The following is a 13,408-nucleotide window of genomic DNA, read 5'->3' on the forward strand; positions in this document are numbered from 1 at the left end:
TGATAGTCAAATAAGGTTTCATTATCGGCGACGTTCGCGTTTATCCGCGCGTTTTGCCAGCCAGTCGCCCAATGTCTGTACTATCTGAACCAGAATGACCAACGCAATCACAGTAATCACCATTACCTGCGTTTCGTAGCGGTAATAACCGAAACGAATCGCCAGATCACCCACGCCGCCGCCACCGACAATCCCAGCCATAGCGGAGTAGCCAATCAGGCTGACCAGCGTAATCGTCAGCCCCCGCAACAGACCGGCTCGCGCTTCCGGCAGTAACACGGTACAGATAATACGCAGCGGACTGGCGCCAAATGCTTCCGCCGCTTCCACAATACCTGGGTCAACCTCGCGCAAAGCACTGTCGACCAGACGCGCATAGAATGCTATCGCAGCCACCGACATCGGCACCGCTGCGGCTACCGGGCCGATAGTATTCCCCAGCAGGAACTGAGTCAGCGGCAGCAGCAGTACCAGCAGAATCACAAACGGAATCGAGCGGATGATATTCACCAGCACGGTGCTGACCAAATAGAGGAAGCGATTTTCCCAAAACAGATGTCGGTCAGTCACATAGATCAGGAATCCAACTGGCAACCCGCCCAGCACTGCGAATAGCGTTGAAATACCGACCATCTGGAAGGTTTCGTTAAACGCATTGAACAAATCGGTCAATAACTCAGCCATGCAACACCTCCACCTGAGCCGTGCGTTGTTGAATATGCTTCACGGCATCCGTGACCTGTCGGGCATCGGTAGGATGAGTCAATAACGCCACCAGAATGCCCAGCGCCCGATGACCGATATATTCAATTTTGCCGTGCAAAATATTGACCGACACACCGTAGCGGGTCGCCACATCCGACAGCACAGGTTGCTCAGCCGACTCGCCGATGAACAGGATTTTCAACAAAGTACCGCGTAGCTCTTCCTTCAGACGTGCAGGCAATTCCAGATTGAGGGTGTGCGATACCAGTTGCCGGGTAAAAGCATGTTGTGGCGTTGCGAAAATATCGAACACATCCCCCTCTTCCACCACGCAACCGTCGCTCATCACCGCCACCCGGTCACAAATCGCCTTGATCACACTCATTTCGTGGGAGATAAGTACAATGGTGATGCCCAGTTTCTGGTTAATTTCTTTCAGCAAATCCAGAATAGACGCCGATGTTTCCAGATCCAACGCTGACGTCGGCTCATCGCATAACAATACTTCAGGATGATTCGCGATGGCGCGGGCAATACCCACTCGCTGTTTTTGCCCACCGCTCAACTGAGAAGGATAGGCGTTGGCTTTATCCGCCAGCCCTACCAGCGCCAGAGTTTCCGCAACACGCTGATTGATTGCCTGCGATGCTACGCCGGCGGCACGCAGGCTGAATGCGACATTTTGCGCCACGGTGCGCGTCTGCATTAAATTGAAATGCTGAAAAATCATGCCGATCTTCTGACGCTCGGTACGCAGCGCCTGGCCTCGCAGGCCGCTAACCAGCACGCCATTGACCCGTACCTGGCCCGACACCGGACGTTGCAGCAGGTTAATGGTGCGCAGTAAGGTGCTTTTACCTGCGCCGCTGGCCCCCACGATACCGTAGACCTCTCCCGGGCGAATATGCAGGCTGACGTCATTGACCACCCGTGCGCTCGCACCTTTACCCTGGGGAAATTCTACGCAGATATTTTCTAACTGAATCATTATCCGCCTGACTCCTGATAAGCCTATGGAAAAAAACAGAAAGCCGGTCTAAGACCGGCTCATGCCGAGACGACGCGATTCTTGCCCTGAATCGGCGTACCGCTAATGGTGTTTACTTCCCGACACCCTCTGCCTCAGGTCATTATTATTGGGCCGGCGCCGGCGTTTGCGCCTGCATCCAGTCAGGACGCTGGAACTGGCTGAACATGGTGGCCGGGTCATTGATCACCGCGGCATACGCCGGGGACTCCACCACCGCTTTGATATCTTTCACAAACGGTTTGTCCAAATCATCGGTACGTACGGCAATCACGTTTTTCAGATTCTCATCCAGCGTTTCCAGTTTTAACGCTGAAGAGAGTTTCAGCCCGGCGGCGATGGCGAAATTGCCGTTCACCAACGATGCAGTCACGCTATCCAGCGTACGCGGCAATTGCGCCGCCTCCAGCGGTTTGAATACCAGCTCGCGTGGGTTGTCCTGAATATCCTTTTCCGAGGCTTTGGTCGGATCGATGGTCGGTTTGATGGTGATCAACCCCAGTGATTGCAGAAAACGCAGGCCACGCGCCAGGTTGGTCGGGTCGTTGGACAGGGTGATTACATCCCCTTTTTTCAACTGATCCAGCGAGGTAATTTTACGTGAGTAAAATCCCATGCTGGCAGTCGGCACCGTGATAAGACGAGTGAGTTTCAGCCCTTTGTCGGCGGAAAATTTGTCCAGATACAGCGTATGCTGGAACAGGTTGGCGTCGATACTGCCGTTAGACAGTGCCAGATTGGGCTGAACATAATCGCTGAATTCGCGCACCACCACCTTGTAACCTTTTTTGGTCAGTTCCGGTTTAATGGCTTGATTGACCATATCTCCGTATGGCCCCGGCGCTACGCCAAATACGATAGTATGAGGATCGTTCTGTGCGAATGCCTGCGAAGTACCAGAAGCCAAAAGCGCCACCGTCAACAGGGCGCGAATCGAATAGGTTAATGTCATATATAATTATCCTGTCTGCTAATAAATAGCTGCCATTATTGGAAATATCAGTCTGATTGGTAAATAGAAAAAAGGTATATCTTAAATAATTCGAGTTGCAGGCCAACACGCTCGCGTGTTGAACAACGCCACGCGTTGGCCCGTTAGGGCAAGGCTCATTGAGCCTTGTCATGAGCGGTGGGCGGCATGACACCCACCGATTTTTGTGCAAAAGAATAAACAAAAAGGAGTGGCGCCATGTTAAAAATCTGGGGTCGAGAAAACTCGACCAACGTAAAAAAAGCACGCTGGTGCGCAGCAGAGCTCGGTTTAACGTACGAACTGGTGCTGGCTGGCGGGCAATTCGGCCGTAACCACGACGCGGATTATCTGTCCATGAACCCTAACGGACTGGTGCCATGCCTGCAGGATGATGAACTGGTACTGTGGGAATCACACGCCATCGTGCGTTATCTGGCCGCGCAATATGGTCAGGGTCGTTTCTATCACGCTAGCCCGAAAATCCAGGCGGGTATCGATAAATGGCTGGATTGGGCGGCAGGATTTACCGAGCCTTACAAGCAGGTATTTGTCAATCTGGTGCGCACTGCGCCAGAAAAACGCAATATGCAGGATGTCGACGCCGGTATCGCCGGATGCGAAAAACTGTTCGCCATTGCCGATACCGTACTGGCGAAACAACGCTGGCTTTCCGGTGCGGAGTTCGGCATTGGCGACATTCCGGCCGGGTGCATCGCTTATAGCTGGTTCAACTTGCCGATTCGCCGCCAACCTCGCCCTCACCTGGAGCGCTGGTATCAGCAATTGACCGAGCGGGAAGCGTTTCGCCAAACCGTCATGCTGCCGTTGACCTGATATTTTCTCGTGCGCCCGGCACGGGCGCACTCAACCGTTCACCACACGCTTGATAAGGTTGCGCTCTGCGTTTTGTTACTCTGCCAGCCCAACCTTCAGCAGCTTACCGTTATCCTGATCCGTCAACACATAGAGATAACCGTCCGGCCCAACCCGCACATCACGGATACGTTCGCCCTGTTCCGAGAGTAAACGCTCTTCGGAAACAACCCGATCGCCCTCCAGCGATAATCGAATCAGGCTGGTTCCCGCCAACGCACCAATAAACAGCGAGTGACGCCAGGCCGGGAAGCGGCCGTTGTTATAGAACGCCATGCCGCTAATGGCGGGTGACACTTTCCAGTAATAAATCGGGGTTGCCGTTCCAACGACTTCCGCACCCTGAAATTCCGGGATTTTCTGCCCCGAGTAATCAATGCCGTAGGTTGCCAACGGCCAGCCGTAGTTTTGCCCTGGGCGAGGAATATTCACTTCATCGCCGCCCCGCGGGCCATGTTCACTTTCCCATACGTCGCCAGACCATGGATTCAGCGCCAGACCTTGCGGGTTGCGTAATCCGTAAGCCCAGATTTCCGGCCGCGCCGCGGTGTGATTAACAAAGGGATTATCAATCGGGACTTGCCCGTCGGGTGTGAGGCGCACCAGTTTCCCTTGCAGACTACCGAGATCCTGAGCCAACATGCGTTGCTGGTTTTCGCCTAAAGCAATAAATAAATACCCTTGCTTATCAAATACCATGCGTCCGCCAAAATGCGCGCCTGTGGAGCGTTTCGGCGATTGCTGGAAAATCACGGTGAAGTTATTCAACCTCTGCATATCGTCCGACAGCGTGCCGAATCCTACCGTCGTTCCCGCCAGCCCTTCCGCCCCGGCTTCGGCATAACTCAGGTATACGCGGCGATCCTGACGAAAGTTCGGCGACACGACCACATCCAGCAAACCGCCTTGTGAACGGGCAAATACCGCCGGCACGCCATCAATCGGCGCCGACAACCCCTTGCCCGCTTGCCAACGTCGCAACTGACCTGAACGCTCGGTCAGCAACAATCCCTGATCGTCCGGCAAAAACGCCAGCGACCAGGGATGGTCAAGATTATCTTGTAGCACGGCGACCGTCGGCGCCGCAGACAAACTCGCGGAAAATAACCAGCTCACCGCCAGCAGCGGCAAGGCGAATAAACGAAAGCGGGGGAAAAACATGCCGGTCTCCCTGTTATGGGGAGTGGTAATAACATCGCCACTCGACGAACCTCAAAGAAGGTCAAATTAATAGCATGTTGCACCACATCGTCAGGGAGAATTTACTCAAACTTGCATCCCGGCGATGTAAACGGCGATGGCCGCCGGACAGATTTCCACTGATTGTTTTATAATCATGCAGGACTGTTTCCTGTCGGCGATTCAGGTATAATCCGCCGCATTTTTCCGCCCCAACCCGATGTATGAGACGCTATGACTGTTAATACCTTCGATCCATCCCAGACCACTACACTCTCGGCTCCGCAAAAGGCACTGAGCGATCAGTCCGGCGATGCCGGCAAGGACCTGTCCCGCAAGATTGGCTTTGTCAGCCTCGGATGCCCGAAAAACCTGGTGGATTCTGAGCGGATCCTGACTGAGCTGCGTACTGAAGGCTATCAGGTAGTACCGAGCTACAACGATGCCGATCTGGTGATCGTCAATACCTGTGGTTTCATCGACAGCGCAGTGCAGGAGTCACTGGAAGCGATTGGCGAAGCGCTCAACGAAAACGGTAAGGTCATCGTGACCGGCTGTCTGGGCGCGAAAGAGAATCAGATCCGCGAAGTGCATCCAAAAGTGTTGGAAATCACCGGCCCGCATAGCTATGAGCAGGTACTTAAGCATGTGCATCATTATGTTCCCAAACCGGAACATGACCCGTTCACCAGCTTGATCCCGGCGCAGGGTGTAAAGCTGACGCCGCGTCATTACGCTTACCTGAAAGTTTCTGAAGGCTGCGATCATCGCTGCACCTTTTGCATTATTCCATCAATGCGCGGTGATTTAGACAGCCGCCCCATCGGTTCGGTGCTGGATGAAGCCAAACGGCTGGCAGAAGCCGGGGTAAAAGAATTGCTGGTGATTTCTCAGGATACCTCTGCCTACGGTGCCGACGTCAAACACCGTACCGGATTCTGGAACGGCCAACCGGTGAAAACCAGTATGGTCAGCCTGTGTGAACAACTGGCGACGTTAGGCATGTGGGTTCGCCTGCATTATGTCTACCCCTATCCGCATGTCGATGACGTTATCCCGCTGATGGCGGCGGGCAAGGTCCTGCCGTATCTGGATATCCCGTTGCAACATGCCAGCCCGAAGGTCCTCAAGCTGATGAAACGGCCCGGCGCGGTCGAGCGGACGCTCGAGCGCATCAAGCGCTGGCGTGAGATCTGCCCTGACCTCACCTTACGCTCAACGTTTATTGTCGGTTTCCCTGGCGAAACCGAAGAAGATTTCCAGATGCTGCTGGATTTTCTGCAGGAAGCGCAGTTAGACCGCGTAGGTTGCTTCCGCTATAGCCCGGTCGAAGGGGCTGCGGCAAACGACTTGCCGGATCACGTGCCGGAAGACGTGAAAGAAGATCGTTACCATCGCTTTATGCAGGTACAACAACAGATTTCCAGCCAGCGTTTGCAAGCCAAGGTTGGCCGGGAATTGAAAGTGTTGATCGATGAGGTGGATGACGAAGGCGCCATTGGCCGTAGTATGGCCGATGCGCCGGAGATCGACGGTGCGGTCTATCTGAACGGCGAAAAACGGGTCAAGGTTGGCGACCTGGTTACCGTAAAAATCGAACACGCCGACGAATACGATCTGTGGGGCAGTCTGGTCTGATGCTCTCACTCCGGCTGGGGTAAAACCCGGCCGGTGATCGCCCCCCATTAATTCCGAACAAAAAATCAGCACCGTTTGTCGCTTCCGGACAGTTCACCTTGCGTCGTTTCAGTACCTCAAGTAGCCTTGCCTCATGATGATCGACTCCATGATGATTCTCTACGCCATGCGGATGAAGGCAGCAGCATGTGGAAACGCCTGATATTTGGTCTTTTCGCCACGATTCTGGTGCTGGCCTGCAGCGCTTTTTTGCTTGATCGCTGCATCAGTTGGCGTACCGCGCCTTACATCTACGAAGACGTTCAGGACCTGCCGCCGCGTCAGGTCGGCGTGGTGTTGGGGACCGCCAAATACTATCGCACCGGCGTTATCAACCAGTATTATCTGTTTCGCATTCAGGGGGCGCTCAATGCTTACAACAGCGGCAAAGTCAGCTACTTGCTGCTGAGCGGCGACAATGCCCAGCAGAGCTACAACGAGCCGATGACCATGCGCCGTGATCTGATCGCCGCCGGCGTGCCTCCCGCCAATATCGTGCTGGACTACGCCGGATTCAGAACACTGGATTCCATCGTGCGGACCCGCAAGGTCTTTGACACCAACGATTTCACGATTATTACCCAACGTTTCCATTGCGAACGCGCGCTGTTTATCGCGCTGCACAAGGGCATTCAGGCACAATGCTTCGCCGTACCGTCGCCCAAAGATATCTGGCAGGTGCGATTACGCGAATTCGGCGCTCGATTGGGCACCCTGTTTGATCTTTATATCCTGAAGCGGGAACCCCGCTTTCTGGGCCCACAGGTCCCGATTCCGTCTGAATACAAAATTTCAGACGATGAACCCAGTTATCCTGCCGTACCGCCGGAATTCATGAACGATCAGGATTGGCGCGCAGAACCGCCGTTGCAACAAAAACCCGCGCCGGCGTCGTCTCGCTAATTATCGCTCGTCGGCAGAGGATGCCGAAACCGGCCCGGCGACCCAAGCCGTCAACCAGTGCCATATCGCCTCTATCGGCCCTTGCCGGAAAAGACTCAGCCAGAAACGCGCGACCAGCAGGTTGCACAGCCATACCGGCGGCACGACCAGCAACAGTTGCCAGCGATCCAAATGCATGAACCAACCGAAGCGGTTGAACAATGTGGTGCAAATCAGGGTTTGCAGTAGGTAGCTACTTAGCGCCATGCGGCCGACATTGACGATCCAGCCGGTCAACCGCCAGTTTGCCAGCATCGGCCAAAATCCATAGCACAGCGCCAGATAGGCAATCGCCTGTAACGGCGCGCCGATTTCCCGCGGAATTTGCAGCAGTAAACCACACCAGCGATAGTCCCACTGCAACTGCCACTGACTCACCACGCCCAGCCCATTAATCAACAACGCCGGCGGCAGCAGCCACAGCGCGACACGCCGATAATGGCGCTGGCTAAACTGCCCTCGCAACCAGCCGCTACGCATCAGCGCGGCGCCCAACAGCATAGAGCCGGCCAGCAACCACCCGTACTGAATCCCCAACGACAGCAGGCTCTCATTAAGCAGCGACAACCGGTTGCGCCAGGCCTCAGGTCCACCCTGCGTTAACCACCACGCCTCATAGGTCACTTCGGCCGGCCCCGGTTGCCAGAAGCCCCCGCCGTCAGGGCTCAATACCTGACTCAAGACCACCAGCATCACCAGCCCCATCAGGTACAACGCCATGCCGGTACGCAGCAACATGCGGGTGCTGTCGGCATGGCGCAACATGCCGTAACACACCAGACCGATCAGGCCATAGTCCAGCAGAATATCGCCGTCCCATAGCAACAGGCTATGCAGTAAACCGAACACCATCAACCAGAACAGGCGGGCGTGGACCCAGCGTTTGCCGCGTCTTAGCAACAGCTGTAATCCGGCACCGAACAGCAGGGCAAACAGGGTGAGAAATTTCCCTTGCGCCGCCATATCCATCAACGCCCATGCCCAGGCATCAGCGGAAGAAGGTGGCCCCTGCCAGGCCGGATTAAGGTACGCGGCATGTGGCAAGCCGAACGAAACGATGTTCATCAATAGAATGCCGAGCATCGCCAGCCCACGGGCGAAATCGAGCATCGGGATACGGAATGAAGAGTGAGGCGGTGGCGACATGGTTTTTAGCAAATACAGGAACGTATCCGCGAATTGTAGTGACTGATACGACAATTGCCCATGATTTTCTGGCGGCTGATAGCGGCCGCCAGCAGAGCATCGACACTCACGATCAGTTGTGATGGTGGCGCACTGCGCGCAAGAACTCCTGACGCGTGTTCTGGCTGGATTTGAACAGCCCTCCCAGCGACGTGGTGGTAGTGGCGCTGGTCGCATCGCGAATACCACGCGCCTTGACGCAGTAATGCACCGCATCGATCGATACAGCGACGTTGTTGGTGCCCAGCAAGGTCTGCAACGCGACCAGAATTTGCTGGGTCAACCGTTCTTGTACCTGCGGGCGCTGAGAGAAAAACTGCACGATGCGGTTGATCTTGGACAACCCGATCACGCCGTCTTTAGGAATATAGGCCACCGTGGCTTTACCATCGATAGTCACAAAATGGTGTTCGCAGGTACTGGTCAGCGTGATATCGCGCACCGTCACCATTTCATCAACTTTCATCTTGTTTTCAATGATGGTGATCTTCGGGAAATTGGCGTAATCCAGACCGGAAAAAATCTCCTCCACATACATTTTAGCGATGCGGTGAGGCGTTTCTGCCAGGCTATCATCCTCCAGATCAAGATTCAGCAGGTTCATGATTTCCGTCATGTGCTGAGCGATGAGGCGCTTGCGGGTTTCACTTTCCAGCATTTCGCCGCGCAGTGGCGTTTCAAGGCCACGGGCCAACAGCGCCTCGTGAACCATCGCCGCTTCTTTTGTTAATACAGCCGACATGTTTTTCTCCAGCAGGTGTCTTTCAGTCTGACGGTGGCCGGAGCCAGCGTCGGCCACAACTCTAATGGAGTGCCTGACGATTATCCAGCGATTGTATGTCATGACTGATGAAAAGGCGTCAACTTGCCGACACGGCAGGCTCCGTCGTATTCAGCGCTGCCGAATACGACGGGCAAACTCACCACAGACTCAGAATTTTTCCCAATTATCCTGCGTACCGGCTTTACTCGGCAACGCAGGGACCGCGCCTTTGAGTGCCGGTCGTTTCAGCGCCATGCCGCCCGATCGCCCGGTATTAACGGCAGTCGAACGATGTTCGGTCCCAAGATGGAACACTTCCACCGCCTGCGTTAACTGCCGCGCCTGCTCTTCCAGCGAGGCAATCGCCGCCATTGCCTGTTGCACTAACGTCGCATTCTGTTGGGTTACGCTGTCCATTTCATTGACGGCCTGGCCTATTTGCGAAATCCCCCGGCTTTGTTCATCCGATGCAGAAGCAATTTCTCCGATGAGATTACTCACGTGCGATACCACATCGATAATCGTCTGCATCGCCTCCCCTGCCTGCTTGACCTGCGTTGACCCCACATCCACCCGGGATACCGATTCCGCAATCAAGCCTTCGATCTCTTTGGCCGCCTGGGCGCTGCGCTGCGCCAGACTGCGCACCTCCCCTGCCACCACGGCAAAGCCGCGGCCTTGCTCACCGGCGCGCGCCGCTTCCACCGCTGCGTTCAACGCCAGAATATTGGTCTGGAAAGCGATACCGTTAATAACCGATGTAATATCCGCGATCTTACGGGAACTGGCGGTAATGCTGTCCATGGTTTCCACCACATTATCGGTGATTTTACCGCCCTGTCTGGCGGCATCGGACGCTTCTTGCGCCAGTTGTGTTGCCTGATGGACGTTTTCCGCATTGTGCTGCACGGTAGAACTCAGTTGCTCCATGCTGGCGGCGGTTTCCTGCAATGCCGAAGCCTGTTGCTCCGTGCGGCCGGACAGGTCGTTATTGCCCTGTCGGATTTCGGTCGCGCCCTGATAAATCGCCTCGGCGGTATCCCGAATCAACGATACGGTATCTTTCAAGCTAAATTGCAGCTTTTTGATATCGGGGATCATACGCCCGGCACAGTTACGGCCGAACTCATCCAGATGCTGATCCAACCGCCCGGCGATCAGTTTTCCAAGGTGGGCCTGGATCGCAGCAATAGGGTTAACCATATATCGGGTCAGGTAACGTTCGCTGATCAGGAAAATCAAGATGCTAATGGCTAACGCCAAAATTAAGATATTCCGCGTCCAACTGTTATGCTCATTTACCGTGCCCAGGAAATCGGCATTGGTGACTGCCGCGGTGTATTTCTGGGCTGCATCGCCAAATGCCCAACTGGCTGGCGGATAGGTTTTGCGAAACACATTGCGAAAGGCATCCAGATCATTTTTCTGCAAGGCGGTATACATGGGGTCGATGGCGGTCGCAATCAGTGCAGACCAGCTTGATATCATCTCATCGGTAATTTTTTGCTCAACCCCCACCTGAGGGGCCGTCTTAAATTTATCCAGCGCGCCTTTGGTGTTATTGATAGCCGTCAGCGCCATCTCCAGCGTTTTTTTCGCGTTCTCCGCGTCGTTAAATTGCAAATAATCCATCACCCGCGCCATGCGGGTGACGGAGCGGAAGTATTGATCATTGCCATACGTGAGATAACTATTGGTTTTGCTTTGAGTCGAGTTATCATTTAGCAGCACGGTGACCTGTTTTAGCGAATACAGGCTGTAGCCCGATACACTTCCCCATAGCACCACGAAGAATCCCATAATAAATAATATCATCACTCTTATACTGATATTTCTTAGAAAAGACATAATTCACTCCCGAATGTTATTCGACATTTTCCAGGATTCGCTGAATAGCAGAGTGCCCTTGACGCATTAATACGGCAGTCCCTTCAATCAGAACATGTGTCTCGTCAAATACCGCCGCACCACACGTCATAGAGAGAAATACTACCACTCAGTGGTTATAAGCAGAGTAAGCAATAAACTGAACAGGCACGTCCCGATTATCAGCAAGTATAGGCAGGGATAGGAAAAATGAGAGGGTCAAGCGCTTATTCATATAAAAACCGCGCCGAAAAATAGCGAGACTGTGTTCGCCATTCCAGAGCGGAATAAAAAATGCACCGGCTAGCCGGTGCATTATGGGTAAATATGTTGTTCAGATCAGAATGTTTCCCAGTCACTGTGGGACGAGCGGTTTGGTAAGGCAGCTTTCTGCGATGGCCGTTTCAGCGCAGGCGCCGTCGGCGTGACACGTGGTGAGTGCAATGCGCCCGACGATCCCCCCAGGTCAAATGCGGCGACAGCCGCCGCCAGGCTCTGCGCCTGCTCATCCAACGATGCGGCGGCGACGGAAGCTTCCTGTACCAGCGCCGCGTTCTGCTGCGTCACGCCGTCCATTTCCGTTACTGCCTGGCCGATTTGGTCGATACCGCGGCTCTGTTCGTCCGATGCCGCCGATATCTCGCCCATCAGGTCGTGCACACGTGATACCGAGGAGATAATCACCTCCATCGCGCTGCCCGCTTCCCGTACCAGCGCCGACCCGGTATCAACCCGGCTGACCGACTCGCCGATCAACGTCTCAATCTCTTTCGCCGCCTGCGCACTGCGCTGCGCCAGGCTGCGGACTTCACCGGCGACGACGGCAAATCCCCGGCCTTGTTCGCCGGCCCGCGCCGCTTCCACCGCCGCGTTCAGCGCCAGAATGTTGGTCTGGAAGGCGATGCCGTTAATCACGCTGGTGATATCGGCAATCTTGCGGGAGCTGTCGGAAATGCTCTGCATGGTGGTTACCACGCTGTCGGTAATATCACCGCCCTGCCGGGCCATTTTCTGCGCCTCTTCCGAAATCTGTCGCGCTTGACGCACGTTATCGGCGTTGTTTTTCACCGTCGAGGTCAACTCTTCCATGCTGGCGGCCGTTTCCTGCAACGCCGCCGCTTGTTGGTCGGTACGGCGCGACAGCTCGTCATTTCCCTGGCGGATTTCGCTGGTGCCGGTGTAAATCACCGTCGAGCTGCCATGGATAGTCTGCACCGTGTCGCGCAGGCTTTGCTGCATCGCCCGAATGTAAGGGATTAATTGGCCGGCGCAGTTACGGCCGAACTCTTCCAGCTCGACGCCTAACTTACCGCTGGTCAGCAATTCCAGATGACGTTTAATCTGGCCGATCGGCTTCACCAGATAATTGACCAGATAACGGTCGCTCAGGAACAGCACGATGATGCCCATAATCAGTGCGGTCAACAGCACATTCTTATTAATGGTAATGCGCTGCGAAGCCTGGATGATAGCCTCGTCGGATTGAATAGCGGTCGCATATTTCTCCGCTATGCCGCCAAACTCCACACTCAACGGCGGATATTGGTTGCGAAACTGCTGGCGAAAATCGTCCATCCGGCCATTTTTGATGGACGTCAACATCGGTTCCACGCCGCTTTGCAGCAAGCGTCCCCAAACATCGATCATCTGCCGGACAATCTCTTTATCTACCCCGATATGCTCGCTGTTCTTGAATTCCGCCAGCGCATCCTGACTGTTTTTCAATGCGGTATCGGCTGAACTCAGGGTTTTCTGGGCATCTTCCTTATTCCCGGTCTGCAGGTAATCCACCGCACGCAACATGCGCGTTACCGAGCGAAAATACTGATCATTACCTTTGACCAGCGTTGAGTAACTCTTCTTTTGCGCCATATTGTCATGCAGCAAATCACTCATGCTACTGAACGAACCCAGCGTGAAAAAAGAGGCTATTCCCCAGATGACAGTAAACAGTGTCAGTATAATGAGCAGCATCCGCCTAACGGTAATGTGTCTTAAGATATTCATAACAGGCTCCGGATAATTAATCGCGCCTTCAGCGCTTGCGTAGTCATAGCCACCTGCGTTTGGTTATTCACCAGTTTAAATAATGAGCACTTCTCACAACTGTTCACCTGACGCGTATCGTGACAATCAAACCCTGGCAAAATCACTCTTAATAAATTGAATAATTTTTTATTCCGGTAAGTGCTACGGCGAAAAAAACCGCGTTTCCTTT

General features: G+C 54.4%; 11 protein-coding genes. 3 read left to right on the forward strand and 8 right to left on the reverse strand.

The window, feature by feature from the left end; all coding sequences use genetic code 11:
• Positions 1-21: 21 nt before the first annotated feature.
• The 3 genes from FDP13_RS01580 to FDP13_RS01590 form a co-directional block, all read right to left on the reverse strand.
• A complete protein-coding gene (locus FDP13_RS01580) occupies positions 22-684 on the reverse strand; it encodes a methionine ABC transporter permease (protein WP_012770100.1) in 663 nt (220 codons plus the stop codon).
• The gene (locus tag FDP13_RS01585; RefSeq protein WP_143838329.1) at positions 677-1,693 is read right to left on the reverse strand and encodes a methionine ABC transporter ATP-binding protein; all 1,017 of its coding nucleotides are present in this window, start codon (positions 1,691-1,693) and stop codon (positions 677-679) included. Before FDP13_RS01585 ends, FDP13_RS01580 begins: the two co-directional genes overlap by 8 nt.
• 145 nt (positions 1,694-1,838) lie before the next feature.
• On the reverse strand, positions 1,839-2,684 hold the full coding sequence (locus FDP13_RS01590; protein ID WP_012770102.1) for a MetQ/NlpA family ABC transporter substrate-binding protein: 846 nt from the start codon (positions 2,682-2,684) through the stop codon (positions 1,839-1,841).
• A gap of 237 nt (positions 2,685-2,921) precedes the next feature.
• Between FDP13_RS01590 and FDP13_RS01595 the strand changes: the two genes are divergently transcribed.
• The gene (locus FDP13_RS01595) at positions 2,922-3,539 is read left to right on the forward strand and encodes a glutathione S-transferase family protein (RefSeq protein ID WP_012770103.1); all 618 of its coding nucleotides are present in this window, start codon (positions 2,922-2,924) and stop codon (positions 3,537-3,539) included.
• Between the two features lie 75 nt (positions 3,540-3,614).
• Here the strand turns inward: FDP13_RS01595 and FDP13_RS01600 are convergent, their stop codons facing one another.
• Positions 3,615-4,739, reverse strand: a complete 1,125-nt coding sequence (locus FDP13_RS01600; RefSeq protein ID WP_143838331.1) for a PQQ-dependent sugar dehydrogenase — start codon at positions 4,737-4,739, stop codon at positions 3,615-3,617.
• 252 nt (positions 4,740-4,991) lie between these two features.
• On the opposite strand from FDP13_RS01600, the gene rimO reads away from it, so the two are divergent.
• Together rimO and sanA are read left to right on the forward strand one after the other, a co-directional pair.
• Entirely contained in the window at positions 4,992-6,395 is a 1,404-nt protein-coding gene (gene rimO, locus FDP13_RS01605) for a 30S ribosomal protein S12 methylthiotransferase RimO (RefSeq protein WP_199886285.1), read from the forward strand.
• 186 nt (positions 6,396-6,581) lie between these two features.
• On the forward strand, positions 6,582-7,337 hold the full coding sequence (gene sanA / locus FDP13_RS01610; protein ID WP_027712276.1) for an outer membrane permeability protein SanA: 756 nt from the start codon (positions 6,582-6,584) through the stop codon (positions 7,335-7,337).
• On the opposite strand, the gene yeiB is transcribed toward sanA, so the two are convergent.
• The 4 genes from yeiB to FDP13_RS01630 form a co-directional block, all read right to left on the reverse strand.
• Positions 7,338-8,522, reverse strand: coding sequence for a DUF418 domain-containing protein YeiB (yeiB, locus tag FDP13_RS01615; protein WP_234424360.1), 1,185 nt, complete (start codon positions 8,520-8,522; stop codon positions 7,338-7,340). It abuts the gene before it with no gap.
• Between the two features lie 112 nt (positions 8,523-8,634).
• A complete protein-coding gene (folE, locus tag FDP13_RS01620) occupies positions 8,635-9,303 on the reverse strand; it encodes a GTP cyclohydrolase I FolE (protein WP_012770108.1) in 669 nt (222 codons plus the stop codon).
• 189 nt (positions 9,304-9,492) lie between these two features.
• Positions 9,493-11,172 carry a methyl-accepting chemotaxis protein gene (locus tag FDP13_RS01625; RefSeq protein WP_143838333.1) on the reverse strand — a complete coding sequence of 560 codons (1,680 nt, stop codon included), beginning with the start codon at positions 11,170-11,172 and terminating at the stop codon, positions 9,493-9,495.
• 357 nt (positions 11,173-11,529) lie between these two features.
• Positions 11,530-13,197, reverse strand: coding sequence for a methyl-accepting chemotaxis protein (locus FDP13_RS01630; RefSeq protein WP_143838335.1), 1,668 nt, complete (start codon positions 13,195-13,197; stop codon positions 11,530-11,532).
• Positions 13,198-13,408 lie beyond the last annotated feature (211 nt).

This window comes from Dickeya sp. ws52, assembly GCF_007210685.1.
In the GTDB taxonomy this organism is placed as follows: Bacteria; Pseudomonadota; Gammaproteobacteria; order Enterobacterales; family Enterobacteriaceae; genus Dickeya; species Dickeya chrysanthemi.

What these genes read in the sequence shown, in the direction of transcription:
- yeiB (WP_234424360.1), bottom strand. Translation starts at nt 8,522, where the DNA reads ATGTCGCCACCGCCTCACTCTTCATTCCGTATCCCGATGCTCGATTTC.
- FDP13_RS01585 (WP_143838329.1), bottom strand. Translation starts at nt 1,693, where the DNA reads ATGATTCAGTTAGAAAATATCTGCGTAGAATTTCCCCAGGGTAAAGGT.
- FDP13_RS01630 (WP_143838335.1), bottom strand. Translation starts at nt 13,197, where the DNA reads ATGAATATCTTAAGACACATTACCGTTAGGCGGATGCTGCTCATTATA.
- FDP13_RS01580 (WP_012770100.1), bottom strand. Translation starts at nt 684, where the DNA reads ATGGCTGAGTTATTGACCGATTTGTTCAATGCGTTTAACGAAACCTTC.
- folE (WP_012770108.1), bottom strand. Translation starts at nt 9,303, where the DNA reads ATGTCGGCTGTATTAACAAAAGAAGCGGCGATGGTTCACGAGGCGCTG.
- sanA (WP_027712276.1), top strand. Translation starts at nt 6,582, where the DNA reads ATGTGGAAACGCCTGATATTTGGTCTTTTCGCCACGATTCTGGTGCTG.
- FDP13_RS01595 (WP_012770103.1), top strand. Translation starts at nt 2,922, where the DNA reads ATGTTAAAAATCTGGGGTCGAGAAAACTCGACCAACGTAAAAAAAGCA.
- FDP13_RS01625 (WP_143838333.1), bottom strand. Translation starts at nt 11,172, where the DNA reads ATGTCTTTTCTAAGAAATATCAGTATAAGAGTGATGATATTATTTATT.
- FDP13_RS01590 (WP_012770102.1), bottom strand. Translation starts at nt 2,684, where the DNA reads ATGACATTAACCTATTCGATTCGCGCCCTGTTGACGGTGGCGCTTTTG.
- FDP13_RS01600 (WP_143838331.1), bottom strand. Translation starts at nt 4,739, where the DNA reads ATGTTTTTCCCCCGCTTTCGTTTATTCGCCTTGCCGCTGCTGGCGGTG.
- rimO (WP_199886285.1), top strand. Translation starts at nt 4,992, where the DNA reads ATGACTGTTAATACCTTCGATCCATCCCAGACCACTACACTCTCGGCT.